At 63.0% G+C, this 25,328-nt stretch carries 29 protein-coding genes; 25 read left to right on the forward strand and 4 right to left on the reverse strand.

The features are described from left to right. The first annotated feature begins 2 nt into the window (after window positions 1-2). The 12 genes from IT540_RS14980 (at window position 3) to IT540_RS15030 (ending at window position 9,918) form a co-directional block, all read left to right on the forward strand. The gene (locus IT540_RS14980) at window positions 3-227 is read left to right on the forward strand and encodes a hypothetical protein (protein WP_291179553.1); all 225 of its coding nucleotides are present in this window, start codon (window positions 3-5) and stop codon (window positions 225-227) included. Between the two features lie 5 nt (window positions 228-232). Beyond that, window positions 233-1,129, forward strand: coding sequence for a NifU family protein (locus IT540_RS14985; protein ID WP_291179556.1), 897 nt, complete (start codon window positions 233-235; stop codon window positions 1,127-1,129). Window positions 1,130-1,245: 116 nt separating this feature from the next. After that, window positions 1,246-2,322 (forward strand): NHL repeat-containing protein, encoded by a 1,077-nt coding sequence (locus IT540_RS14990; protein ID WP_291179559.1) that lies wholly within the window; start codon window positions 1,246-1,248, stop codon window positions 2,320-2,322. Beyond that, the gene (hypF, locus tag IT540_RS14995; RefSeq protein WP_291179562.1) at window positions 2,319-4,793 is read left to right on the forward strand and encodes a carbamoyltransferase HypF; all 2,475 of its coding nucleotides are present in this window, start codon (window positions 2,319-2,321) and stop codon (window positions 4,791-4,793) included. Before IT540_RS14990 ends, hypF begins: the two co-directional genes overlap by 4 nt. Continuing rightward, a complete protein-coding gene (locus tag IT540_RS15000) occupies window positions 4,763-5,044 on the forward strand; it encodes a HypC/HybG/HupF family hydrogenase formation chaperone (protein WP_291179565.1) in 282 nt (93 codons plus the stop codon). Before hypF ends, IT540_RS15000 begins: the two co-directional genes overlap by 31 nt. Before the next feature lie 11 nt (window positions 5,045-5,055). Beyond that, window positions 5,056-5,748 carry an SIS domain-containing protein gene (locus tag IT540_RS15005; RefSeq protein ID WP_291179568.1) on the forward strand — a complete coding sequence of 231 codons (693 nt, stop codon included), beginning with the start codon at window positions 5,056-5,058 and terminating at the stop codon, window positions 5,746-5,748. Then, window positions 5,745-6,875: a hydrogenase formation protein HypD gene (gene hypD, locus IT540_RS15010; protein WP_291179571.1), complete on the forward strand. Its 1,131-nt coding sequence runs from the start codon at window positions 5,745-5,747 to the stop codon at window positions 6,873-6,875. Before IT540_RS15005 ends, hypD begins: the two co-directional genes overlap by 4 nt. Then, the gene (gene hypE / locus IT540_RS15015) at window positions 6,872-7,939 is read left to right on the forward strand and encodes a hydrogenase expression/formation protein HypE (protein WP_291179574.1); all 1,068 of its coding nucleotides are present in this window, start codon (window positions 6,872-6,874) and stop codon (window positions 7,937-7,939) included. The genes hypD and hypE overlap by 4 nt, the downstream gene beginning before the upstream one ends. A 1-nt stretch (window position 7,940) precedes the next feature. Further along, window positions 7,941-8,279, forward strand: coding sequence for a hydrogenase maturation nickel metallochaperone HypA (locus IT540_RS15020; protein WP_291179577.1), 339 nt, complete (start codon window positions 7,941-7,943; stop codon window positions 8,277-8,279). 114 nt (window positions 8,280-8,393) lie between these two features. Continuing rightward, window positions 8,394-8,618: a hypothetical protein gene (locus tag IT540_RS20850; RefSeq protein ID WP_366029991.1), complete on the forward strand. Its 225-nt coding sequence runs from the start codon at window positions 8,394-8,396 to the stop codon at window positions 8,616-8,618. After that, window positions 8,564-9,274, forward strand: a complete 711-nt coding sequence (gene hypB / locus IT540_RS15025) for a hydrogenase nickel incorporation protein HypB (protein ID WP_366029993.1) — start codon at window positions 8,564-8,566, stop codon at window positions 9,272-9,274. The genes IT540_RS20850 and hypB overlap by 55 nt, the downstream gene beginning before the upstream one ends. Window positions 9,275-9,312: 38 nt before the next feature. Next, window positions 9,313-9,918, forward strand: a complete 606-nt coding sequence (locus tag IT540_RS15030) for a HupE/UreJ family protein (RefSeq protein WP_291179582.1) — start codon at window positions 9,313-9,315, stop codon at window positions 9,916-9,918. Window positions 9,919-9,971: 53 nt separating this feature from the next. Here the strand turns inward: IT540_RS15030 and IT540_RS15035 are convergent, their stop codons facing one another. Next, window positions 9,972-10,406 (reverse strand): CBS domain-containing protein, encoded by a 435-nt coding sequence (locus tag IT540_RS15035; protein WP_291179585.1) that lies wholly within the window; start codon window positions 10,404-10,406, stop codon window positions 9,972-9,974. Window positions 10,407-10,684: 278 nt separating this feature from the next. After that, window positions 10,685-11,149, reverse strand: a complete 465-nt coding sequence (gene nikR, locus IT540_RS15040) for a nickel-responsive transcriptional regulator NikR (protein ID WP_291179588.1) — start codon at window positions 11,147-11,149, stop codon at window positions 10,685-10,687. Window positions 11,150-11,254: 105 nt separating this feature from the next. On the opposite strand from nikR, the gene IT540_RS15045 reads away from it, so the two are divergent. The 13 genes from IT540_RS15045 (at window position 11,255) to IT540_RS15105 (ending at window position 24,140) form a co-directional block, all read left to right on the forward strand. Beyond that, a complete protein-coding gene (locus IT540_RS15045; RefSeq protein ID WP_291179591.1) occupies window positions 11,255-13,441 on the forward strand; it encodes a TonB-dependent receptor in 2,187 nt (728 codons plus the stop codon). A 456-nt stretch (window positions 13,442-13,897) separates the two neighbouring features. Then, window positions 13,898-15,130: a site-specific integrase gene (locus tag IT540_RS15050; RefSeq protein WP_291179594.1), complete on the forward strand. Its 1,233-nt coding sequence runs from the start codon at window positions 13,898-13,900 to the stop codon at window positions 15,128-15,130. Next, on the forward strand, window positions 15,127-15,930 hold the full coding sequence (locus IT540_RS15055; RefSeq protein ID WP_291179597.1) for a hypothetical protein: 804 nt from the start codon (window positions 15,127-15,129) through the stop codon (window positions 15,928-15,930). Before IT540_RS15050 ends, IT540_RS15055 begins: the two co-directional genes overlap by 4 nt. 65 nt (window positions 15,931-15,995) lie before the next feature. After that, on the forward strand, window positions 15,996-16,241 hold the full coding sequence (locus IT540_RS15060; RefSeq protein WP_291179600.1) for an AlpA family transcriptional regulator: 246 nt from the start codon (window positions 15,996-15,998) through the stop codon (window positions 16,239-16,241). A 191-nt stretch (window positions 16,242-16,432) separates the two neighbouring features. Beyond that, a complete protein-coding gene (locus tag IT540_RS15065) occupies window positions 16,433-16,825 on the forward strand; it encodes a RusA family crossover junction endodeoxyribonuclease (protein WP_291179603.1) in 393 nt (130 codons plus the stop codon). Continuing rightward, the gene (locus tag IT540_RS15070) at window positions 16,822-17,052 is read left to right on the forward strand and encodes a hypothetical protein (protein ID WP_291179606.1); all 231 of its coding nucleotides are present in this window, start codon (window positions 16,822-16,824) and stop codon (window positions 17,050-17,052) included. Before IT540_RS15065 ends, IT540_RS15070 begins: the two co-directional genes overlap by 4 nt. Before the next feature lie 65 nt (window positions 17,053-17,117). Beyond that, window positions 17,118-18,344, forward strand: coding sequence for a virulence-associated E family protein (locus IT540_RS15075; RefSeq protein ID WP_291179609.1), 1,227 nt, complete (start codon window positions 17,118-17,120; stop codon window positions 18,342-18,344). A 394-nt stretch (window positions 18,345-18,738) separates the two neighbouring features. Beyond that, on the forward strand, window positions 18,739-19,068 hold the full coding sequence (locus tag IT540_RS15080) for a hypothetical protein (protein ID WP_291179612.1): 330 nt from the start codon (window positions 18,739-18,741) through the stop codon (window positions 19,066-19,068). After that, window positions 19,065-20,624, forward strand: a complete 1,560-nt coding sequence (locus IT540_RS15085; protein WP_291179615.1) for a hypothetical protein — start codon at window positions 19,065-19,067, stop codon at window positions 20,622-20,624. Before IT540_RS15080 ends, IT540_RS15085 begins: the two co-directional genes overlap by 4 nt. 51 nt (window positions 20,625-20,675) lie before the next feature. Beyond that, window positions 20,676-21,551, forward strand: coding sequence for a hypothetical protein (locus tag IT540_RS15090; protein ID WP_291179618.1), 876 nt, complete (start codon window positions 20,676-20,678; stop codon window positions 21,549-21,551). 68 nt (window positions 21,552-21,619) lie between these two features. Next, window positions 21,620-22,168 (forward strand): hypothetical protein, encoded by a 549-nt coding sequence (locus tag IT540_RS15095; protein ID WP_291179621.1) that lies wholly within the window; start codon window positions 21,620-21,622, stop codon window positions 22,166-22,168. A 14-nt stretch (window positions 22,169-22,182) separates the two neighbouring features. Then, complete coding sequence (locus tag IT540_RS15100) at window positions 22,183-23,880, forward strand: hypothetical protein (RefSeq protein WP_291179624.1); 1,698 nt, start codon at window positions 22,183-22,185, stop codon at window positions 23,878-23,880. Next, window positions 23,880-24,140 carry a hypothetical protein gene (locus IT540_RS15105; protein WP_291179627.1) on the forward strand — a complete coding sequence of 87 codons (261 nt, stop codon included), beginning with the start codon at window positions 23,880-23,882 and terminating at the stop codon, window positions 24,138-24,140. Before IT540_RS15100 ends, IT540_RS15105 begins: the two co-directional genes overlap by 1 nt. Before the next feature lie 210 nt (window positions 24,141-24,350). Here the strand turns inward: IT540_RS15105 and IT540_RS15110 are convergent, their stop codons facing one another. Together IT540_RS15110 and IT540_RS15115 are read right to left on the reverse strand one after the other, a co-directional pair. After that, window positions 24,351-24,785, reverse strand: coding sequence for a transcriptional regulator (locus tag IT540_RS15110; protein ID WP_291179630.1), 435 nt, complete (start codon window positions 24,783-24,785; stop codon window positions 24,351-24,353). 9 nt (window positions 24,786-24,794) lie between these two features. Beyond that, the gene (locus IT540_RS15115) at window positions 24,795-25,097 is read right to left on the reverse strand and encodes a type II toxin-antitoxin system HigB family toxin (protein WP_291179633.1); all 303 of its coding nucleotides are present in this window, start codon (window positions 25,095-25,097) and stop codon (window positions 24,795-24,797) included. Between the last annotated feature and the right edge of the window lie 231 nt (window positions 25,098-25,328).

Below are 25,328 nucleotides of genomic sequence, written 5' to 3' on the forward strand. Positions count from 1 at the left end.
CGATGCTTGAGATGGTCAGGAGCTCGGCGAGCCTCTTCTTTCAAGGCAAGCTCTTTGCCGAGCCGTTGAAAGCCTACACGCAGCTTGCGCTCGGCATTCTCATCGCGGCGATCGTCCTCGTCGCGGCCCGCGAGGGCGGCCTCGCTTTGGTTCCCGCCGCCGCTCTCGCGGGGTTCATCGCCGGCGCGCTGCAGCCATATCTCTTCCGCAACCTTCGCTATCGGTAGGTCAGGTGTCCGCGCTCGGGGCCATATCCACTGCGTCCACAGCGCCCGAGAGCGAGCGCAACGATTTCGCTCATCTCGTTGGCGACGTCGAGCGGCTGGAGATGATCTTCGACGGCTGGGATGAGACGGCCCGTGGCGCCGCGCGCGCTTACGGTCTCGCCTTAGAGACGCTCAACGGCGAGGCGTTGCGCCGCCTCGTAGCCGCTCTCAAACGCGACCCCGCAGCGCTCGCAGCCATGAAGCAGGCCGTAACCGACGAGGTCGTCTATGCCGTTATGCGCCGGCACGGCCTTGTCAAGCCGAGCCTCACCGAGCGCGTCGAGGCGGCGCTGGAGAGCATTCGTCCGATGCTCGCCTCTCACGGCGGTGACGTGGAGCTCGTCGGCATCGCGCCGCCCGCCATCGAGGTACGCTTCACGGGATCGTGCGACGGCTGTCCAGCTTCTGCACTCACCTTCCACGCCGGCGTGAAGAAGGCGGTCGAGGAGGCCTGTCCCGAGATCACCGAGATCCTCCAGGTGAAGGGTATGGCTTCCTCGCCAGCCAACGGCGAGACTGTGCGGTTCGTGAGCCCATTCGCGCTCGGAGCGGGCGGACAATGGCACTACGCTGCAAAGCTCTCGGACATACCCGAGGGCGGCATCAAGGCGCTGTGTCTCGAAGGCGAGAAGGTTCTGCTCTCTCGGCGCGGCTCTATCGTGACGTGTTTCCAGAATGCCTGCGCGCATCTCGGGCTGGCGCTCGACGACGGAGACATCGAGGACGGCATCATCACCTGTCCCTATCACGGCTTCCGCTATGACCTTTCGAGCGGCGAATGCCTGACCGCCCCCGCCGTGCAACTTCAACCGCATGCTGTCCGTGTCGTCGGATCGCGTATCGAAGTGAGGTTGCAAGAATAGCGATGCGCGTCTCGTTGAACCCAGTACGCCGGAAAGACAGGGAGCGCACACCGCTCCCCTCCGCGTTGCTGGACGCGAGCGGCGCCCGCATCATTCTCGGCCAGCGGGTTCCTCGAATGGGGCTCGTCGAGCCGATCGCGCCGTCGGATGGAACGCTGTTCGGGCCGCGCGGTGCAGCGCTTGGCGGCGAGGCTGGCCCGCTGTTCGTGTGCGACACGGGCCATCACCGGCTGATGGTCTGGAATGCGGCTCCAGGACACGACGTAACGCCCGCGGATCTCCTCATAGGCCAGCCCGACTTCAGGTCTGAGGGGCGAAATGCTCGCGGCCCTGTGGGAGCGTCGACTCTCAATGTGCCGACCGGCCTCGCCGCGCGGGATGGTGTGCTAGCCGTCGCCGACGCGTGGAACCATCGCGTCCTCATCTGGCACGGGTATCCCACAAGATCGAACCAGCCCGCGGATGTCGTGCTTGGACAAAGCGACTTCGTGAGCAATGCGCCGAACCGCGGCAGCGATGCACCCACCGCCGCCAGCCTCAACTGGTGCTATGGCGTCGCGATCGCGGACGGTGCGCTCTACGTGGCCGACACCGGAAACCGTCGTGTGCTCAAGTGGAACGGCATTCCCGAGGCCAGCGGCACGCCGGCCGATCTCGTGCTCGGGCAGGACGGTTTCGAAACGCGCGACGAGAACGGGGGACGCGTGCCCGGTGCCGCCGGAATGCGCTGGCCCCACGGCGTGGCGACGGACGGTGATCGTCTCTTCGTCGCCGACGCGGGCAACAACCGTATCATGGTTTGGGAGACCCCGCCGGGCCGCAACGGCGCACCATGTGCGTTCGTTCTCGGCCAGCGCCATACGGCAGGCGTCGATCACAACCAGGCGGCCTACTACCCGACTGCTGCATCGCTGAACATGCCCTATGGCGTCGCCGTGCTCGGCCGCAAGCTCGTGGCAGCGGACACTGCCAACTGCCGGATCGTCGGCTATGACCTCGACGGTCTCGCCATGGAGGCGGCGGCGCTCTGGCTCGCGGGTCAATCGACTTTCGAAGACAAGGGCGAGAACCGCTGGGGCGTACAGCAACGCGACAGCCTGTGCTGGCCGTACGGGATTTCGGCCTGTGGCTCGACAGTTGTCGTCGCCGACAGCGGCAACAACCGGGTGCTGATCTGGGAGGCCGCGCCATGACCGCAGCCACTCCTGCTTCCGCTCTCGTTGGCGCCCCCGGAACCCAGGCGCTTCAGATCCGAGTGCGGGGGCGTGTGCAGGGCGTCGGCTTCCGTCCGACAGTCTGGCGTCTGGCGCGCGAGCTGAGTTTGCGCGGAACGGTGCTCAACGATGCCGAGGGCGTGTTGATCCGCGCTGCCGGAGAAACCGCCACGCTTTCGACGTTCATCGCTCGCCTCGAGACCGAGTGTCCGCCTTTGGCGGCGATCGAAAGCATCGATGTGCTCCCCTATGCGGGGCCTGTTCCCGACCATTTCGACATCGTCGAAAGCCAGCATGGCACAGCCGATACCGAGGTGCCGCCGGATGCGGTCGTGTGCGCGGATTGCGCTGCCGAAATCCTCGATCCGTTCTCGCGCCGCTATCGCTATCCGTTCGCGACCTGCACCAATTGCGGTCCGCGCCTCACCATCATCGCCCGTATGCCCTATGACCGCACGGCGACCAGTATGGCGGCCTTCGATCTTTGCCCTGCGTGCGCGGCCGAGTATGGCGATCCGGCCGACCGCCGCTTCCATGCCGAGACGACGGCGTGTCATGTGTGCGGGCCGCGCGCTCGGCTCATCCGTTTCGACGGACGCGCCGTAAGCTTTGATCAGAGCTCGATGCTGGACGACGTCGACGCGACGCTCGGGCTCATTCAGAAAGGCGAGATCGTCGCCATTAAGGGGCTCGGCGGCTATCATCTCGCTTGCGATGCGACACAGGCTGTTGCTGTCGAACGACTGCGTGCCTTGAAGCAGCGTGACCGCAAACCGTTCGCGCTCATGGCGCGTGACCTCGACGTCATCCGCGATTACGCCGCCGTCGGAACGGAAGAGGAAGCGACGCTCACGAGCGCGGCCGGGCCTATCGTTCTGCTTCAGGCCGCGGGCGGCAAGCGCCTTCCCGATGCGATTGCACCGGGTCTTTCCACGCTCGGCTTCATGTTGCCTACGACACCGCTGCACACGCTGCTCCTGCGCCGCATGAGGCGTCCTGTCGTCATGACCTCGGGCAACATCTCGAATACGCCGCAGGTCATCTCAGATGAGGACGCGCGCGAAAGGCTCGGGACGATTGCGCCGTTCGCGCTGGTGCATGACCGTGACATCCTCAACCGCGTGGACGATTCCGTCGTACGGTTCGCGGCTGGCGCGGTCCGCGTTCTGCGGCGCTCACGGGGTTACGCGCCCGCGCCTGTGCGCCTGCCGCGCGGATTCGAGACGGCGCCTGAGCTGCTTGCGCTGGGCGGCGATCTCAAATCGACCTTCTGTTTCGTAAAGTCCGGCAACGCGGTGCTGTCCCAGCACATCGGCGATCTCGACGACGTGCAGACATTCGACGACCTCACGCGCACGATCGCTCTCTTCCGCGAGATGCTTGCAGCATCCCCTGGCATGATCGTGGCGGACCTGCATCCGACCTACCGTAGCACCGCGCTCGCCAGGAAGATGGCCGCAGCCGACGGGATGCCGCTTCTCCACGTTCAACATCATCACGCGCACATTGCGAGTTGCCTTGCCGAAAACGGCCACCCGCTGGATGCGTCTCCCGTGCTCGGGATTCCGCTCGACGGCCTCGGCTACGGATCGGACGGCGAAATCTGGGGTGGCGAGTTCCTGCTGGCTGACTACGTCGGCTTTACGCGGCTCGGAACATTCAAGCCTGTTCCGATGCTGGGTGGCGACAAAGCCTCCCGCGAGCCCTGGCGCAATCTCTATGCACACCTGATGGCCGAGATGGGCTGGTGCAACTTCGCGATGAACTTTGCGGAGCTCGACATCCATCGCGCGCTGGCCGCGAAGCCGCGCAAAATCCTCGACGCAATGCTGGCGGATGGCGTGAACGCGCCCAAGGCATCGTCGTGCGGCCGGCTGTTCGACGCCATGGCGGCCGCCCTCGGGCTCGCGTTCGAGCGGCAAAGTTACGAAGGCGAGGCTGCGGCTCAGCTCGAGGCCACCGTCGACCGGGATGCACTCGACAACGAGGATCGCGCTCTCGACTATCCGTTCACCATCCCGAACCTCAAACAGTCGGGCCTGCCTTACATCGAGCCGCTCGCCGTGTGGAACGCTGTGTTCGGCGACCTCATCCTCAAGACTCCGGCCGGCGTTATCGCTGCCCGACTCCATCGCGGCCTCGCGCGCGTTCTTTGCGCAATGGCCGTCAAGCTCGCCCGGCGCGACAGCGAGACAGGAGCTCGCTTCGACACCGTGGCGCTCTCCGGCGGCTGCTTCCAGAATCGCATTCTTCTGGAGCTGACCGTCCGCCTGCTCGAGGAGCAGGGTTTCTCCGTCCTGACGCAGAAGGTTGTCCCCGCGGGAGATGGGGGACTAGCGCTCGGTCAGGCGGCGATCGCTGCGGCGCAAATCATAAGAAACGGCACGCAAGACATAAGACCAATCGGAGGAAGCAACCCATGTGCCTCGGAATCCCAGGGCGCATCGTAGCCATCGACGATGCGGTGAGAAAGCTGGCTACGGTCGACGTCTCCGGCGTCAAGCGCCAGATCAACGTCGCCTGCATCGTGTCGGAGGACCATCCGGTCGAGGCCTGCGTCGGCGACTGGGTGCTCGTCCACGTCGGATTTGCGATGAGCCGCATCGACGAAGCAGAAGCCGCTGAAACCCTGAAAGTGTTGACCGAGCTTGGCGAGGCGCAGGCCGAGATGGAGGCCATGCGTCTCTCCGGAGCAGCATAGGAGGGCGTGCCATGCCCAATGAGACCGAACTTTCGAGTCTCTATCCGTTTCTACACGGCAAAGCGCAGGATCCGGAAAAGCTCGATGCTGCGCTCTTGCATTCCGTTGCCGAGAAGGCGCGCGAGAGCCGAGACACGAACGCCGCATTCTTCGCCGAGAGCGGGACGACGCTTGTCGCGGCGGCGAAGGCCCTTGCGGATCTCTATCGCCGCGGCGGGCGGCTCTTCTCGATGGGCAATGGCGGGTCGAGCTGCGATGCCTCACACGTTGCCGTCGAGTTCGTGCATCCCATCACGGCCGGCCGGCCGGCGCTCGCCGCGACCAATCTGGTCGCCGACCTCGCCATGATCTCCGCCGTCGGCAACGACGTCGGATTCGAGCACGTCTTCGTGCGCCAGATCATCGCCCAGGGCCGCGCAGGCGACGGCCTCATCGGGATCTCGACGAGCGGCAACTCGACGAACCTCATCGCGGCGTTCGCCAAGGCGAAGGAAATGGGGCTCGTGACTATCGGGCTGGCCGGCGGCGACGGCGGGCGCATGAAAACGTCGGGTGCCGTCGACTACTGCCTCGTGGTGCCGACGCAATCGATCCATCGCACCCAGGAATGCCACGTCACGGCCTACCACATCCTCTGGGATCTCGTTCATACGCTGCTGGCCGACGACCGCGGGTCCGCAGCCAGCAAAGGAGCGGCGGCATGAAATACGTCGAGGAGTTCCGTGACGCCGAGAAGGCGAAAGTGCTGGTCCACGAGATCGACAAGCTGGTCGCCGAGATCGACGTGGCGAAGGAGCGGCCGATCGCGATCATGGAGGTGTGCGGCGGACATACCCATTCGATCTTCCGCTATGGCCTCGAAGGCATGCTGCCGAAGGAGATCGAGCTGGTGCACGGACCCGGCTGCCCGGTCTGCGTGCTTCCGATGGGGCGCGTCGACGATTGCGTTGCCATCGCGGAACGCCCGGAGGTGATTTTCACGACATTCGGCGACGCCATGCGCGTGCCGGGATCGAAGAAAAGCCTGCTGCAGGCCAAGGCCGACGGCGCCGACGTGCGCATGGTCTATTCGCCCATGGACGCGCTCGCGCTTGCCAAGAAGAACCCGGATCGCGAAGTGGTCTTCTTCGCCATCGGCTTCGAGACGACGATCCCGTCGACGGCGCTGACGATCCTGCAAGCCCAGGCCGAGGGCGTCGAGAACTTCTCCGTCTTCTGCAATCACATCACCATCGTACCAACGATCAAGGCCATCCTCGATAGCCCTGACCTGCAACTCGATGGCTTCCTTGGGCCGGGCCACGTTTCCATGGTGATCGGCACGGCGCCTTACGAGTTCATATCGCACCACTATAAGCGGCCGATGGTGGTTGCGGGATTCGAGCCTCTCGATGTCCTGCAGTCGATCTGGATGGTGCTGAAGCAGATCAAGGAGGGCCGGGCCGAGATTGAGAACCAATACGCGCGCATCGTCCCGGACGCAGGCAACAGGGCCGCGCTCACGGCTTTGAGCGAAGTCTACGAGCTGCGCGAGTTCTTCGAGTGGCGGGGCCTTGGATCCATCGATCACTCGGGCGTCCGGATCCGCGCGGCATACCGCGCCTTCGATGCGGAAGCGAAGTTCGCTACCCCCAACATCAAGATCGCCGATCCGAAATCCTGCCAGTGCGGCGAGGTTCTGAAGGGCGTGATCAAGCCCTGGCAGTGCAAGGTGTTCGGGAGCGCGTGCAATCCCGAGACGCCGCTCGGCGCGCTGATGGTGTCGTCGGAAGGCGCCTGCGCGGCCTATTACCAGTACGGCGGTGTCAAGAAGCGCGAGGCCGTGTCGTGAACGTCATGCCCACGCCCCGCCGTCGCAGCTTCGGCCACATCTCGGTCCCGAAGGTCACGCTGGCCCACGGCGGCGGCGGCAAGGCCATGAAGGATCTGATCGACGATGTGTTCGTGTCGACTTTCGACAACGCGGCGCTGGCACCGCTCGAGGATCAGGCGCGCTTCGATCTCTCGGACCTTGCCCGATATGGCGATCGGCTCGCCTTCACGACCGACTCATTCGTCGTCCATCCGCTGTTCTTCCCGGGAGGCGACATCGGCAAGCTCGCGGTGTGCGGCACAGTCAACGATCTGGCCGTAGGTGGAGCGCAACCGCTCTACCTGTCCTGCGCGGCAATCGTGGAGGAGGGCGTCGAGGTCGACCTGCTGCGGCGCGTCGCGGCATCCATGGCGGCGACGGCGCGTGAGGTAGGCGTCGAAATCGTCACCGGCGACACCAAGGTCGTCCAGAGAGGCGCCTGCGACAAGATCTTCCTGACCACCACCGGCATCGGCGTCATCCGGACCGATGTGACACTCGGCGCCGACAGGGCGCGTCCGGGCGATGTCGTGCTTGTCAACGGCGTACTCGGCGATCACGGTGCCGCCATCCTCGGCGCGCGCGGCGACATGGCCCTCGACAGCCCTATCGAGAGCGACTGCGCACCGCTCAATGGCATGATCGATGCGCTCCTCGCTGCGGCTCCGGGAACGCGCGCCATCCGCGACGCGACAAGGGGCGGTGTCGCCACCGTGCTCAATGAGATGGCGCAGGCATCGCAAGTATCCATCGCTATCGATGAGCGCGTGACGCCTCTGCGGCCGGAGGTCCGCGCCTTCTGCGAGATTCTTGGCCTCGATCCTCTCTATCTCGCCAACGAAGGGAAAATCGTCGCCATCGTTCCGCCGGACGAAGCCGACGCCGCGATTCAAGCCCTGCGCTCGCATCCGTTCGGGCAAGAAGCCGCAGTGATTGGAGAAGTAAAAAACGGCGAGCCGGGACGTGTGGTTATGAGCACGGTGTTCGGCGGAACCCGCATCGTCGACATGCTGGTCGGCGACCAACTGCCGAGGATCTGCTGACATGCACGAGCTTGGCATCACGAGAAATGTCGTCGCCATCGCCTCCGAGGCCGCTCAAGGGCGCCGCGTGCTCAAGGTCACGCTCGAGGTCGGACGGTTGTCGGGTGTCATGACGGAAGCCATTCGCTTCTGCTTCGACACTGTGGCTGAGGGCACCGCGCTCGATGGCGCGGAGCTCGAGATTCGCGAAATCGACGCCCAGGCGCGTTGCCTGGCCTGCGGAACCGTCTACGCGATGCCGACGCTTTTCACTGCCTGTGCCTGCGGCAGCCGCGAGTGCGAGCGCCTGGCCGGCGAAGAGCTGAAGATCAAAACCATCGAGCTTGAGGAGGCTGCGTGATGTGCGGAACATGCGGATGTAGCGGCACCAATAGAGTCACGATCACCAATCTCGAGTCCGGCTTGACGGCAACGCTCGACCGAGACGCGCGCGATCATGACCACGAGCATGTGCATGAGGACGGAACACGGCACAGCCATCCGCACCATCATGGCCACCACCATGATCATCATCACGACCATGACCGCCACCACCATACCCACGAGCACGCTGGCCACCATCACCATCATCACCACGCTCATGAGCACACACATGCCGATGGCACGACGCACAGCCACCCGCATGTGCACGGCTACGCCCATGATCACGCGGCCAAAAGCGAGCAAGAGACCATCGTAACTCTCGAAGCCAGGCTTCTCGCGAAAAATGACGCCTTGGCCGAAAGGAACCGTGCGTGGTTCCGAGGTCGCGAGATCCTGGCGCTCAATCTGGTCAGCTCTCCGGGGTCCGGAAAGACGACGTTGCTCGAGCGCGCGATCCGCGATCTGGGGAGCGAGGCTTTCATTGCCGTGATCGAGGGCGATCAGGCCACCGTCAACGACAGCGAGCGGATCCGGGCCGCCGGAGCGCCCTGCGTGCAGGTCAACACCGGCACGGGATGCCATCTCGAAGCGGACATGATCGCGCGCGGGTTGGCGGAGTTGAAGCCGCCCGTCGGATCCATGGTCTTGATCGAGAATGTCGGCAACCTCGTGTGTCCTGCTCTGTTCGATCTCGGCGAGCACGCGAAGGTGGCCATCCTCTCCGTCACCGAAGGCGAGGACAAGCCGCTCAAATACCCGCACATGTTCCAGGCCAGCCGGGCTGTGCTGCTCAACAAGATCGACCTTGTTCCGCACCTCGATTTCGATGTCGAGAAAGCCGTCGAGAACGCCCGCGTCGTGAACCCCGACATTGCCGTGTTCCGGGTATCCGCCCGTACGGGCGAAGGGTTGGCGGCCTGGTACGGCTGGGTTCGCGAGCAGGCTGCGGCCGTGCGCGCAAGCCCGTTCTGAACGCCAACGTCAATCTTCAACTGGGAGGACTTGAACAGATGAAAATAAGGACTTTCGGGCAGTGGCTTGGCGCTGCCACCATAATCGCCATGGCGCTCGCCACGCCCGCCGCCGCGCATGTCGGCGCGGGTGACGCGCACGGGTTCATGCACGGCCTTGCCCCTCCGATCGGTGGCCTAGACCACGTGCTTGCGATGGTCGCCGTCGGCCTCTTGGGCGCGAGCCTCGGTGGACGCGCGATCTGGATGGTGCCGGCGGCGTTCATCGTCATGATGGCGGCCGGTGGCCTATTGGGCATGGCGCACGCGTCGCTGCCCTACGTCGAGCTCGGCATCGCCGCGTCGGTGGTCGTTCTGGGGCTTGCCGTTGCATTGCGCCTGACGATGCCGACAGTCGCCGCCATGGCGCTCGTTGGCTTCTTCGCGATCTTCCACGGGTTCGCCCATGGCGCGGAGATGCCCGCCGATGCCTCGGCGGCCGGCTATGCGTTCGGGTTCATGCTGGCAACGGCCCTCTTGCATGCGATTGGCATCGCATTGGGGCTCGGGATCGGCCGCATTGGCCGGGCCGGGGAGAATGTCAGCCAGGTCGGAGGGGCCGCGTTGTCTCTGGCCGGTGTGGCGCTGATCGGCGGCTGGCTTTAGGGGGTGGATCATCGGGAGCGGCGCAGGAGGAAAGCAGCCTGCGCCGCGACCGGCTAGTCCGTCAGCGTCACCAAGTGCTCGACGGAGCTGTATCGTCGCTCCATTTCGTTCAGGCGATGCTCCATCATGTCGCGTATGCTTACAATGCCGACAAGTTGGGTGCCGTTGACCACCGGGACGTGCCGAATGTGATGTTGCTTCATCAGGCGCATCACCTCCGATAGATGGCACTCAGGCGTGCATGTGACCACGCGGCGCGTCATCAACGCCGACACTGGCAAAAGGTGCAACTCGCCACGGCGCTCGGCCAGGCTGTAGGCAATGTCGCGTTCGGAGATGATGCCGTCTGGCGTTCGGCCGTCGTGGCTGACAACCATCACGCCGACGCGGTGCCGCTGAAGCAAGCGTGCGAGCGTGCCGATTGTTTCATTCGGCTTTACCGTCAGCACATGATTTTCTTTTCCATTGAGAAGATCGCAAACTTTCATCGCGTCTCATCCCTTTCAGATTATATTGCGTCGCATTATTGATGCGGAATTTGCCGGTGCTGCAGAGCGGCTTTTCATTGAAAAGCGAACCTCAAATTGTGGGTCCGGCGCCTTTTATGAAGGCACTCGCCCGCAGTTCCCGCAATCTTGAGATTGTCGCGCGACATCATGTGCATTGACGGCGCGAAAGGAGCAGGGGCGCCGTAGAATGCAAAGGACGGAGTATTTTATTCGGAAGTACGTAATTCTACGTGAGGCGTGCACACATTCGTGCGCGCTCAGCGGACGCGGATGTGCTCGTGCGCATGCGTGTGCCGGTCACCGTGTCTGTGGCGCGTGGTCTCGATCGTTGCCGGGATCATCGTGATCCGCCCATGGCGGGCGCCGCGCTCGGCGATAATCTCGTTTGCAAGCTGCTGGACTGCCTTGGATTTACCTCTTAGAACCGCAACCTCCATGCAGCTCTCATGATCGAGAGAGATACGCATGGTCGCCACCGAAAGATCATGGGCGCGTTGGAAGGCATGCGCGAGTCGTTGGGGCAGGTCGCGCGTTTCCTGGTCGTAGACGTAGACGACGCTCGCGATACAGTCGCCGGAGGACGAGGCTTCGTCCGTTTCCGATATCCCGGCCCGGACGAGGTCTCGAATTATTTCGGATCTGTTTTGATAGCCCCGCGCTTCGGCGAGCTTTTCGATTGCATTGTAAAGTTGATTATCAATCGTGATCGTTATCCGTTGCACGCACGCCTCACTCGCCGAAAACGGCTCACAGTATGAGGATTGGAAATAGACTTCATACTTTATCACGCCTTGACTGAATGAAAAGATCAATTCGGGAGGCGTGTCATGCGTTTTGTTGTGGCGGCTGAGTCTGTTCTCGTAGTCGCGTTGCTTGGCACGGCGGCGCGCGCACAGCAGGTGCAAGAGCTCCCGACCGTAACGGTAACGACAACGCAGCCGAAAGCGACAAAGAAGGCGACGAGTAAAGCGCCGTCAGGACCGCAGGCGCCGCCATCGTCCGCATCAAGCGAAGAGGAAGCGAGCGCGCTCGAGTTCGCGCCGGCCGATGAGTTGGATCCGCGCGCCGCCAAGATCGGTGTCGCACAGGCTGCGAGCCAGGGTTTGGTCACGGCGTCGGAGCTGGCGGCACGGCCGGTCTACAGAACGGGCGAATTGTTCGAGGCCGTGCCAGGATTGATCGTCACGCAGCATAGTGGCGAGGGTAAAGCCAACCAGTACTTTCTGCGCGGCTTCAATCTGGATCACGGAACGGACCTTGCGATCACCATCGACGGCATGCCGGTGAACATGAGGACTCATGGCCATGGCCAGGGCTACGCGGACACCAACTTCATCATTCCTGAGATCGTTCGGGGGCTCGCGTTTCGTAAAGGCCCCTACTTCGCCTCGGAGGGCGATTTCGCGTCGGCTGGCGCCATCCATCTCGATGTGTTCGATATGCCGAAACCTAGCTTCGCCAAGGTCGAGATTGGAGAGTTCGGACATCGACGTGCCGTTGCCGCGGCATCGGCTCCTGTAGGAGTGGACGGGACGCTGATGGTTGCAGGCGAGATCGCACGTTTCGACGGCCCGTGGGAGAACCCCAACGACGTGCACAGGCTTAACGGTGTCGTGCGCTACTCCAATGGATCATACAACAACGGCTTCGCGCTGACGGCGATGGCCTACGAGGGACACTGGAACGCGACCGACCAGATCCCCCTATACGCCGTCGAGTCCGGCATCCTCAATCGCTTCGGCGCCATCGATCCCACGGACGGCGGCACCTCGCACCGCTACAGCCTATCCGGGCGCTGGCACGCAACGGACTCGGACTCCGCAACACGCGTCAATGCCTATCTTGTGAAAAGCGATCTGGCGCTGTTCAACAACTTCACGTACTTCCTCAACGATCCCGCCAACGGCGATCAGTTCCAGCAGGCTGATGACCGCGTGCTCGTGGGCGGTAGCGCAAGCAAGACCTTTTTCTCGAGCGTGGCGGACGGCGTGAAGAGCGCGACGACCATCGGTTTCGACACGCGCTACGACGACATTGATGTTGGATTGTACAATACCAAAGAGCGCAAGCGGCTTTCGACCGTGCGCGAGGACTCGGTCAGGGAGGCGAGCGCCGGTGTCTTCGTCGAGAATACGCTGCGCTGGACGGACTGGTTGCGTACGACCGTCGGCCTTCGCGGAGATCTCTTTCACGTCGATGTGTCGAGCGATCGCATCGAGAACTCGGGGGACGAGACCGATGCGATTCTGAGTCCCAAGGCAGGGCTCGTGCTTGGCCCCTGGGCCAGCACAGAGCTGTACCTGAACGCAGGAACCGGCTTCCATAGCAATGACGCGCGCGGCACGGTGACGACGATAGATCCGGGGAGCACGCCCCCGCAGCCGGTCGATCCGGCGCCCCTGCTGGTGCGCTCGGAAGGTGCCGAGGTTGGGATCAGGACGCAGCCGACGCGCGGCATCACAAGCACGCTTTCGGCGTTCCTTCTCGATTTCGATTCCGAGATCGTTTTCGTTGGCGATGCGGGCACCACGGAGGCCAGCCGGCCGAGTCGCCGTATCGGCGCCGAGTTCACGCTCCAGGCCGAGCTCTTGCCCTGGCTGTTTCTCGACCTCGATGCCGCCTACACACGCGCGCGCTTCAAGGATCACTCTCCCGACGGAAGGCGAATTCCGGGTGCTATCGAAGGCGTCATAACGGCTGGGCTCTCGTTTCAAGACGTCTGGGGCGGCTTCTTCGGCGGCATCAACGTGCGCTACTTCGGACCGCGTCCGCTCATCGAGGACAACAGCGTCCGCTCCGAGTCCAGTACGCCGGTCTCGGCCCGGCTCGGATACAAGTTCGGCGACGGGCTGATCGTTCAGGTGGACGCCTACAACCTCTTCGACGAGACCGCGAGCCAGATCGATTACTTCTACGAGTCGAGCTTCCCGTCCGGAGCGTCGGCGGTCGAAGACATTCATTTCCACCCGCTCGAGCCGAGATCGTTCCGCCTCGCCATAACGAAGGAATGGTGACCGGACCTAACGACTGGCCCGAAAAGGTACCGGCGACCTTTTCGTTGTCGCCAAGCAGCGACCGACTTCACCAGCGACATCGGCTATAGGCTCAACCCAATAGACGCCCCTCTATGCAACCACATGATTAAAATAGATAATCTGCAAGAATAGAGGGCTCAATCTCTGCCCATGGGGCTGTCGGTTGCAGCTGGCGGAAACCCGAGGAGCGAGTGCGAACTTGAGTCCGAAGGGTTCGGGAGCAAAGCTACCCGGCCGCGAGCCCATGCGGAGCGCGAAAAAAATTGGCGGAAGGGGTGTCTAGAAGCACTCCATCCGGCTCCGTCCAGAACGCTCCAACAATGCGCTGATGTACAACGCCGATTCCCGCATTTTCCGTCTGGACGTGTCCGGAACATTCCGGCACCATCCAACTCTGCTTTGTAGGCAGGGTGACGGCTAGAAAGGTGGCGGACGGTGCGGGAATCGAACCGACTCAGCGCGGTGAAGGTCGCCAAGCTCAAGGAGCCGGGCCGCTACGCGGACGGGCATGGCCTCTATCTGCAAGTTTCCCAATGGGGTACCAAGGCGTGGATCTTCCGCTTCATGAAGAACGGCCGCGCCCGGCACATGGGCCTGGGTCCGCTCCACACGCTTACCCTTCAAGAGGCCCGTGAACGCGCCAGGAAGGCGCGCCAGGCCCTTCTCGACGGCATTGACCCCATAGAGGACCGGACAAGCCTCCGCCTTGCGGCACGCGCCGAGGCGGCCAAGCGCATGACGTTTAAGGAGGCGGCAGAGAAGTACATCGCCGCGCACCGGGCGGGCTGGAAGAATGAAAAGCACGCCGATCAGTGGGAGGCGACGCTTTCCACTTACGCCTATCCTGTTATCGGCAACCTATCCGTGGCCGACATCGAGATCGGGCACATTACACGGATCCTCGAGCCGATCTGGACCGAGAAGACTGAGACAGCGAGCCGTGTCCGCGGCCGTATCGAGGCGGTTCTTGATTGGGCGTCCGTTCGCGGTCATCGCACCGGTGAGAATCCGGCCCGCTGGCGCGGCCACCTCGAAAAGATCCTGCCTTCGAAAACCAAGGTGCGCGCGGTTCGACACATGCCGGCCATGCCGTATGCCGAGGTCGGCGCTTTTGTTCGGGAGCTTCGCGACGTGAACTCAATCTCAGCGCAGGCGCTCGAGTTCACGATCCTCACAGCTTGCCGCACGGCCGAGGTGACCGACGCGCGCTGGGACGAAATCGATTTCGCAAAGAAGATCTGGACCGTTCCCGGCGAGCGCACCAAATCCGGTCGGCCGCACCGCGTGCCCCTGTCCCCGCGGGCGATCGAGATCCTCAAGACGGTGCCGCGGATAAAGGGCAATCCGTTCGTGTTCCATGGTGCGCGCGAAGGCCAGCACCTCTCGAACATGGCCATGTTGGAAGCCCTGCGAGAGCGGAGGGACCGAACTTTCACCGTTCACGGCTTCCGATCGACCTTCCGAGATTGGGCGGCCGAGCAGACCAACTTCCCCCGTGAGATCGCGGAGGCTGCTCTCGCTCACGTCCTCGGCGACAAGACCGAGGCTGCGTACCAGCGCGGCGATCTTCTCGAGAAGCGTCGCAAGTTGATGGAGGCCTGGGCGGGGTTCTGCGCACGGCCGGCGCCGATCGCAGGGAACGTCCGCGGGTTGAGGGCGATCCGATGAGCCCGAGCAAGAAAACCCTCGGCTCGGGCATCACCCAGCGAGAGCATGTCACCTATGTACCTGGCGTGCCGCTTCCCGAAGGCGGGTTGCGAAATGTCATCGCGCCGCCGATCGAGGAAGTTTGGGAGGAGTATCGGGTCGCGTGCCAGAAAACACTCCGCCACTTCGGCCTGCCGGACGATCTGCGGCCGGTGCTCTGGCTCGACAAGGAAAAGTGGGAAGAGCTACGCCCGGACCTCCGCGCCGCAGTGGAAGCGGTTTGGGAACATCGTGCTGACAACGGCGCTTGGGCGCTTTTCAACTCGGCGGAAGAATGGAAGCGCGGCACGATAATGAGCGTCGACAATGCGGCGAAGCACGACGAGTTCCTATTGAGTGACAGCCCCGCCGGTTATGCGGCACGCCTTCTTTTTTTGATTGAGGCCGCAACACGGATCCTGAGGGAGCTCGAGAGCATTGTCCCGAGCGGGCAAGAGCTTAGGCCGCTGCGTCTCTGCGAACTCATGCGAACAATAGGCGGGCTGGAAACGGAAATCAGAATAAAGAAGGTTTGGGAGCCGACCGCGCTTGTCCGCGTGGGGCAGCTCAGCGCATTCATCCCCGCCCGCGACGCACATAACCGGCAGCGGCGAAATGCCAGAAGCGAAGAATGGAGAAAGTGGCAGAACGTCGCCGACAAATATTGGAAAAAGCATCCGCAGTGGGGATGTCGCGCGGTCGCCAAGCTCGTAAAGAGTGAATTAGGTTCGGACGCCTCCACGGAGACTATTCGGCGGCGCATAAAGCGTGGGCAAGGCTGATTTGAGATACCCGCCGCATCACTCCACACTTGGCTCTGGATACTACATCCGGAGGACACAGCACCATGGCTCTGGCCATCGTCGACGACACCCCATCGCCTGCCGCGCAGCGTCTGATCCTGCGCCGCGATGTCGAGTACCGCACGGGCCTGCCGAGATCGACACTCTATGAGATGATCAAGGCGGGCCTCTTCCCACGGCCCGTTCAGCTCACGCCCCGCCTGTCAGCCTTCGTCGAGTCTGAGGTGGACGAGTGGATCGCTCAGCGGATCGCCACTCGGGGAGGAGACGAGCGCACAACGCCGTCATGAGGCGGCGTGGGAAGTCGGCCTAGAGACGAGAGACCCCGGAGGAGCGTTTCCGCGCTCGACCAGGGCCTATGTGTGTGGCGTCCGCGTAGAGGCATCTACAGGGACAGATCTATGACACGCCATTTATACCGCGCTTCGCATGCGCGCGCAACGGCGCCATCGGCCCCTGTGCATGGAGTCATCGGGGCACGATGGAGACCGAAGAGGCGGCTATCGCCGCCGGAGTGGGCGCGCATGTAGCGCTGCCTGTACCGCCATCCGTAAACAGGTGCTGGCGGAACGTCCGCGGCGTCGGGCGTGTCCGGACAGCGCGTTACCGCGCATGGGTCGACGAGGCCGGCTGGGAGCTCCTGGGCCAGCACCCGCGCGCCATACCTGGACCAGTCGCCATCACGATACGAGCTGGGCGACCACAACGGCGACGCGATCTCGATAACGTCCTAAAACCGCTTCTGGATCTGCTGGTGGCCACGCACGTCATCCAGGATGACAGCTTTGTCGTGGCACTCAGCGCGGCGTGGGACGATGCCATAGCGTCCGGACGCTGCACGGTGACTGTCGAGTCGATCGGAGGTGCCGCATGAGCGCCCCCGATGCGCGCACCGCGAGGATCCTGACGGCACTAAAGATCCGCATTCTCGGCCTGGAGGAGGAGTACGACGCGCTCGCAGCAGAGATGGATGAACTCGCGGCGCGCATGGACTGGCTGCTCGCTGAGGCCTGGGAGCGACACGATCGGCTGGTCGATATGCGCGCACTCGCGTTCCGCCTCTCAGATCAGAACGATCAGCAGCGGCGAGAGGCGGCATGACAGTCGCCGCGCTGCCCACCCGAAAGAGAAAGTCGCGACCCGGGGCACCCCCTGAGGACGTAGAGTTGTGGCGCAACGGATTGATTGTGGGCCCGACCGGGCCCCGCGCCAACGTCGCAAATGCCATTCACGCCCTCCGCTACTGTCCGCTGTGGGCAGGTGTTCTCGCGTTCGACGAGCACGCCATGCGCACCGTTGCGCTCAAGGCCCCGCCCTGGGATTCCGTTGCCCATGACCATCCGCCGCGCACCTGGACGCCGCGCGACGACGTGCTGGCAACGAAATGGTTTCAGCATGCCAACATCGGCGTCGCTCTGAACATCGCACAGCAGGCGATAGAAACCGTCGCGCAGGACGCAACTTTTCATCCGATCCGCGACTACCTCGGATCGCTCGAGTGGGATCGCAAGCCTCGGGTCGACCGATTCGCCGGCCGCTATCTCGGCGCCGTCGACACCCTCTTTGCCCGCTCGGTCGGGCGCGCATTCCTCGTCTCAGCCGTCGCCCGGGTCTATCGGCCCGGCGCCAAAGCGGATCACATGCTGATCCTCGAGGGGCCCCAAGGGCGCGGCAAGTCCTCCGCCCTCGCCGCCTTGGCCCAGCCCTGGCACTCCGACGAACTGGCGGATCTGGGCAGCAAGGATGCCGCGATGCAGGCCCGCGCCGCATGGCTCATCGAAATCGCCGAGCTCGAGTCGATGAACCGGGCCGACGTCTCAAAAATCAAAGCCTTCCTCTCCCGCACGACAGACCGCTTCAGACCGCCATACGGCTCGCGCATCATCGAGGTGCCGCGCCAGTGCGTGTTCGCCGGTTCGACCAACAGCGATACCTACCTCCGCGACGAAACCGGCGGTCGGCGCTTCTGGCCGATCAAGGTCGGCCGCATTGATCTCAACGCCATCCGGCGCGATCGCGATCAGATCTGGGCGGAAGCCGTGGCGCTATTCAAGGCGGGCGAACGGTGGTGGCTCGAGGGATCAGCGGCCACGCTTGCATCTCACGAGCAGATGGCGCGGCTCATTGACGATCCATGGGACGCCCTGATCGATGACTTTGTGCACACCCGGCAAAACGTCAGCATTCCCGAGATACTGCAAAGTGCCCTGAAACTCGACGAGGCCCGGTGGGATCAAACCAACCGAAATCGCGTCGCTCGCTGCCTGCTCAGCCGCGGATGGGAGCGCTACCAGTTCCGCGCAGAGTCGGGGAAACGCGAGTGGCGCTACAAGCGGGGCGCGTTGCAGTCCGATCTCGATCTTCACTCTCAGTCACCAGTGGAAGACCGGTGACAAGGATGAACCGGTGACAGGAAAAACGTCCGGCAATCAATCACGTCACCAGTGTCACCAGTGTATGGGCACACAAGGAAAGAAGCGTGATCTGTTCTCATAGAAGTTTGCGAAACCGGTGGTGACAAGCGGTGACTGGTGACAAGGGGGCTCTTGGAACACTCGTCGATCATCATTTTTACGCGGTCCACTTGGCAGCGCACTCGACGGATCGAAAACGGAAGATATGTCCGCCAAAGATAAGAAAAAGACAAGCATATATTGACACTTACTGAGAACAGCTCATACTACCATCAATTCTACCTACAAACTTGAGTGACAAAAGTAGCTCATGGACAGACCACGGATATGGCCTGCTAGGCCGCAGGGTAAATCGAAGATCGGGACCGGAAAGGTGATCCTGTCGAATGTCGACGGACGGTCAACGGCGATGCGCCGCTACAAAGAGGTCTTGGCTCAGCTTGTGAGCGATGCCGGCGGCGATCCATCCGAAGCAGTCATGCTGATCATGCGGCGCGCCGCGACGATCGCCGTTTGGTGCGAGCAAGCTGAGGTGGCCATGGCCAACGGGGGCACCCTCGATATTGCCGAGTTCACGACCGCAACGAACGCGCTGCGCCGCCTCTTGATCGACATCGGCCTTGAACGCCGGCCGAAGGACGTCACTCCGACCCTGGATCAGTACCTGCGCGCTAAGGCGGCAGATCGCGAGGTCGCGGCATGAAGACCAAGGTCACCATGCGGCAGGCCCTCGCCGATCCCGCTTTGCTCGGCAAGGTGCTCCAGGGTGATAGCTGGCGGTCCTGGCGCATCGTACTGATCGCGATGATGGGCGAGGCGCTCGAGACCGACGAGATCGAGATCTATCAGCGCATCGCCGGAGGCCGGAAGCATCCGCCGCCAAGGATGGTCGCCGAGCTGTTTGCCATTATCGGCCGGCGAGGCGGCAAGTCGCGAGCGATCGCCGTGCTGGCCACGTACATCGCCTGCCTTTGCGAGCATCCCCGCTTGGTCCGCGGCGAGCCTGGCGTCGTGCTCTGCATCGCTCCCGACCAGCGGCAGGCCGCCGTGGTCTTGGGCTACGTCCGCGCCATCATCGAGGACACCCCGATCTTCGTCGAGCTGCTGGCCAAGGAGCAGACCCAGGACACGGTTCGGCTGACCAACGGCGTTGTGATCCAGGTCCGGGCGGCGAGCTTCCGGCGCCTCCGCGGCGTCACCTGCGTTGCTTGCATCGCCGACGAGGCAGCGTTCTTCTACTCGGACGAGGGCAGCGCGAACGCGGACACCGAGATCCTGGCTGCGGTGCGCCCTACACTCGCGACGACGGGCGGCCCGCTGATCATCATCACCTCACCCCATGCTCGCCGCGGCGAGGTCTGGGAGACGTTCCGGGCCCACTACGGCCCCGATGGCAGCGACGAGATCCTGGTTGTCAAGGGCACGTCGACGGAGTTCAACCCGTCGCTTGACCAGGCGGTGATCGAGCGGGCTTTGCAGAAGGACGAGGCGGCTGCGCGTGCCGAATACATGGCCGAGTTCCGCAGCGACATCGAAGCATTTGTGACGCGCGAGGTTGTCGAGGGGTGTATGTCCTTCGGGGTCCGTGAGCGGCCCCATGTGTCAGGCGTGGCGTACAAGGCATTCGTCGATCCCGCCGGCGGCAGCGGCGGGGACGAGATGACTTTGTGCATCGCGCATGGAGAAAGGAATCGTGTCGTGATCGATGCTGTTCGCGGACGACGACCGCCGTTCTCGCCCGACGACGTCGTCTCCGAGTTCTGCGCGCTCTTGAAGTCCTATGGCATCACGGAAGTAACGGGTGACCGCTGGGGCGGTGAGTTTTGCCGTGAGCCATTCCGCAAGCAGGGCATCGCGTTCAAGCTCGCGGGGCAGGTCCGCTCGGAGCTCTATCGCGATGCGCTGTTGCCGAGATTGAATTCCGGCACCGTCGATCTTCTCGACGATAAACGGACCATTGATCAGATCGTCGGTCTCGAGAGGCGCGTGGCGCGTGGTGGTCGCGAGACGATAGATCATGGCTCCGGCAAATCCTGTCACGACGATCGGGCGAATGCGGTGGCGGGTGCTGTGTCGCTTGTGGTTCGGCCTGTCGTCGAGCAGCCGACAGCGGCATTCGGGACCTATGGCCGCGCTGGTGACGATCCTTGGAGCCAGAGGCGAGCGGCGTGTCATCCGTATGTCGGCCAGACGACCCGCGGTGCCGTTCCTCGCGATGACTTCGCGGAGAGCGAGGGCGGTCAACAGATTGGATGGTGAGCGTTGCGTTGGAGTCCGCGTGCCAGAGTCAGAGCACAAGGAGTGCGAGAGATGCAACAGATTCCAGGGCGCGAAGGACGCGTCACGGTAGACGATAATTTTGTTGGCCTGTGGCGATGGAGCGACAAGAAGGATCCGGTCTTCGCGAAGTTGCGTGAGAGCTACGATGCGGCGCTGAAGGTCGCGAGCGAGTTCGCTGCGAAGCGTGGAGCGTTGGCGCGAGATAAGCGCCTCACCGCGGACGGCCAGGTCGACGAGCTCATGCGGTGGACGAAGGCGAACGCGTTGGGAGCGATCGCGAAGGGCCGCAAGGTGGCCGTGCAGGCGGCGCGGAAAGAGATCGATCAGCGGCGCGAGAAGCTGCAGCTCGAGGGGCCCGACAAGACGGATCTCGCCGGCGTGATGATGCGGCAGGAGATCAGGACCTGGCTCCGCGGCCTCTCGATCGACGAGCGATCGAAGTTGCTCGGTACCGATGTGGATCCGCTGATCGCTCTCGCCGTCGTCGAGGCGCCGGCGCCGCTGTCGGGTGTAAACGAATTCACGCATGACCGGTTGGTCAACAGGGCCATCGACGCACTGCATCCCGGTGAACGCGATGAGATTGCCGAGCTCGAGCAGGCCGTTGAGACGGTAGAGCGGGCGATCGGGGCGGCGAGGTCGGGGATTGTCGCAGGTCTCCGGCTTTCCAACCGGGAGTTCGAGCGCATGCTCGAGGGCGCGCCGCTGGAGGGTATGGAGCCTGTCTATCTGAAAAGGCAAGAGAGCGGCGCAGTGCTTGCGATTTTCAAAGGTCCCAGCGGCATGGCGGAAAGACGGCCTGCGACGAACGAGGATCTCGCGCATGGCCGTTGGATCATCGAGGACGATCCCAGCACGCAGCTGCCGTCGGAATGGCTTGGAATGCATTCGGGCAAAGCGGCGTGATCGTTTCGCGTCGTTGAAGGGCGGTCGGCGGGGCTTAGCCGACCGCCCGTTGGAAATGAGCGGAGCGGATGACACAGAGTTTCTCAGCGCAGATCTCGGCTTGGGCGGCGAAATGCGAGAAGCGAATGCTTGCTGTGTTCCGTGATGCTGCGCAGACAGTTGCGAATGAAGTCCGTCGCCCGGTTGCGGCAGGTGGCAATATGCCGGTGAAAACGGGCAACCTAAGACGGTCGCTGATGGCATCAACGAGCGCGATGCCACTTGTTCGAACCGGCGACGATCAGGTGTTTTCTGACAACGAGGAGCAAATCAACCTCGTAATCGCAGGCGCAAACATCGGCCAGACCATCTACCTCGGCTTCCAGGCCAATTACGCCAGGCACATGGAGTACGGAACTCAGCCCCATGTCATCGAGCCGCGGAACGCGGAAGCACTTCGTTGGTACGCGGGCGGAGCGAGCGTGTTTGCGAAGCGGGTCCAGCATCCGGGTACGCAGCCTTTCGCTTTCGTCAGGAAGACAGCGCAGAACTGGCCACAGATAGTCGCGGAATCTGCGCAGCGGATGCAGCGTCGCGTCGAGGCGCGTGAAGCATTCCGTTCCATGAAATTGGAATAGGGGAAGGCAGGAACATGTCCGACATCGCACAGTTGGGATTCGAAATCCGCAGCCAAGAGCTCGAGGAAGGCACGAAAGCGCTCGAACGTCTTAAAGCCGCAGCAGCGCGCGCCGAAGCCGCCGTGATGGGCCTGGCGACCGGAGCGCAGAACGCAGCGAAGCGGGTTAGCTCGTCATTGAGCGATGCCTATCGGAAAGCTGAGCAGGTCGCCTCGTCGGCGTTCGGAGGCATTCAGAACGCGGCAGCCCGCGCGGCGAGCGCGATGCAAGGCGTTTTCGATACGGCATGGAAATACATGCGATATGCTGCGATGGGCGCAATCGCTGCAATCGGCGTCGGCCTTGCGGCCGCGGCGCGTAACGTGCAACCAATTCAGGGGGAGGTTGCGAAGCTCACCGACTACCTGGGCGTGGCTTGGGATACATTCGTCGCAGCGGCCGAGCCTGCATTGCGCAGCGTGGTGAAATGGGCACTGGAGACGGCGGCCGCAATCGTTCAGGGATTCCAGTACGCCTTCACGCAGGCGCAGACGTTGTGGAACAGGCTCCCCTCTGCGATCGCGGACGCGATGACGAGCGCAGCGAACCGCGTGATCGCTGGCGTCGAGCGCATGGTGAATAGCGTCGTCGGCTCCATCAATCGACTGCTCGAGCTCGCGAACAAGATTCCCGGCGTCAACGTCGGTCAGCTTGGCTCAGCAGACTTCGGACGTCTCGCCAATCCGAATGTGGGCGCCGCGGCGGGACTATCATCAGAGCTCGCCGCGAACTCGGAAGCCAACGCTAGTCGCAACCTCTTCGACGAATGGGGTACTGCGGCGAATGCGCGGGCCTGGGCGTCGAGCACGACAACGAAGGAGGCGAGCGGCCGGGATCGCATGAGCGAATACGACCGCCTGCAGAAGTCGATTACCCGCCAGGTCGAGGCGATGAAGATCGAGGCCGCGACCTACGGCATGACGACGACCGCTGCCGTTCAGTATAGGGCGGAGCAGGAACTCATGCGGGCAGCGATCGAATCCGGCGTCCCCATCACTGGCGATCTGGTCGAGGCGAACCGGAACCTTGCGGCGTCTCTCGCTGACATGACCGCGAAAGCGGAGGGGATGCAAATCCTCGAGGATCTACGAACGCCGGCGGAGCTGTTCAATAATGAAATGACGCGCCTCGACGATCTGCTCAACCGCGGCGTATTTTCCTGGCAGCAGTACGAGAACGCAGCGGCAAAGGCTGCAGAGCGTGCGGGGAACACTTGGCTCCAGGCATCTGATCAGATCGCGGCAGCCATGCAAATGGTTGTCGACGCCTCGGGTTCGAGCAATAAGACGCTAATTCGCATCAACCAGACTGCAGCGCTCGCTCGGGCTATCGTCAACGTTCATGAAGGCATCACAAAAGCCCTGACCTTGCCATTTCCTGCGAACATCGCTGCAGCGGCGACAGTGGCCGCCCAGGGCTTCGCCAGCGTCCGGGCGATCCAGGCGATGAGCAAAACGGCCTCAGTATCGTCTGCGCCGACGCTGCCCTCCCGGTCGGAAAGCACAACAGTGACAAGCGCGCCGGGATCCGGGCCGCAGCAGGCGCAGCAGCAGCCGCAGACAATTATCATCAAGGCCGAGGGCTCACGCTATTCCAGAGACGAACTGAGGGAAATCATACGGGGGATCAACGAAACCATGCGCGATGGCCCCATGCTCGAGGTGAGCTACTGATGACGATGGACAACAGGTTGCGCCGTGAACTGTTCGGCGAGCCCGGCCGGCCGCCGGACATTGAGCACGTTGTCGGCATCCTCCAGGCACAGCTCGACGAGATCGCCGCCTCGATCGTGGACCTGTCTCGGAAGCCGATCACCAGGGCAGAGCAGGACAAGTTGATGAGCCTCATGCTCGGCTACCAGGCGGCCGGGTTCTCGCTCGTGGCGGCCGGATACACTCTCGCGACAGCACCGCCCGCGGAGGAAGCGCCGTGATCGACCTCCTCACTCTATACGTTGCGTACCGCAACAGCCGTTTCGGCTTGGCGCTCCTCTGGCTAGATGGCTCTCGCTGACCCACAGTGAGTGAGTCGCTGGCGGCCGTTTGGCCTTGGTGAGCCGCCTTGGGACCAGGAAACCTCAAATCGCTGCCCACGAGCGAATTTGAGTCAGCACAGGCCTACGTGAGGACACTTTCACTTCCCATCATGCTGCAAGCGTGCGGCGACGTTGGCCTTTAGCTGCGTTTTTCTTGCGCTGCTTAGTCCGCGTCACACCTTTCACCCGATAGGATGATATCAAAACCTCGGCAGGGAGATGCCACTCCGACGCCAACCCACGAATCATGTTGATTGTGAGCGCACGCTTGCGAGCCATAACCTCGGAAGCTCGCGAGCGTGAACCGAGTATGTCGATCAGTTCTGCACGACTACGCCCCGTCGCCTCCATGTGAGCTTTGATTGTGTCGATGGGATCGAGCACTTTAATGGGCCAATGCGCGTTCTCGTAGGCTTCCACAAGCGTAGTAAGGACATCGAGTTTGTCACCTTCCGGCGTCCCGACCGGGGCCCCCCAGAGACGCTCGATCTCCTTGAGTGCCGCGGCATGATCCTCCTCAGTGCGAATCGGGCGGATGTTCATGTGTTCCTCCTAGTACAAGGATACTGTGAGAGCATCGATGCGGTCGTAGTCGGCGTGCGTGCCGATGAATTTGATGAAGGCGACCTTGCGGCTGAAGTCGAAAGCCACGATCAGCCGGTAGTTCCCACCTGCAACCTCGAAACGCACCCGCTCGTCGTTGAGCGCTTTCGCCTTCGAGAACGTCTCTACAACGGCGTTAGGCGATCCCCAATCCGCTGCTTTCGCCACGCTTAGCCAATGCTCGAGCGACGCCATAGTTTCAGGGTGTTTCTCCCAGAACTTGACCAGCGTGCTGCGGGCTATGATCCTCATGCGCGCAACATAGCGTGTTCCCAATTTGGGATCAAGGAAAATCCCATAATGGGAACTCGGCTATTTCCCTTGCCCTATCTGCCCACATAGGCAGATGCGAAACTGGAAATCCGGGAATCCGGCTTTCGACCGCGGCGCCCGCCTTTGGGCGGCTTTGCATTTCCCGGACTTGCCGGACTCGATTCCCGGAATGTGCACCCGGCCGGACGGTTGCCCGCGAACGCGAATCCG

Origin of the sequence: Hyphomicrobium sp. (assembly GCF_020852195.1) — a bacterium.
GTDB lineage: Bacteria > Pseudomonadota > Alphaproteobacteria > Rhizobiales > Hyphomicrobiaceae > Hyphomicrobium_C.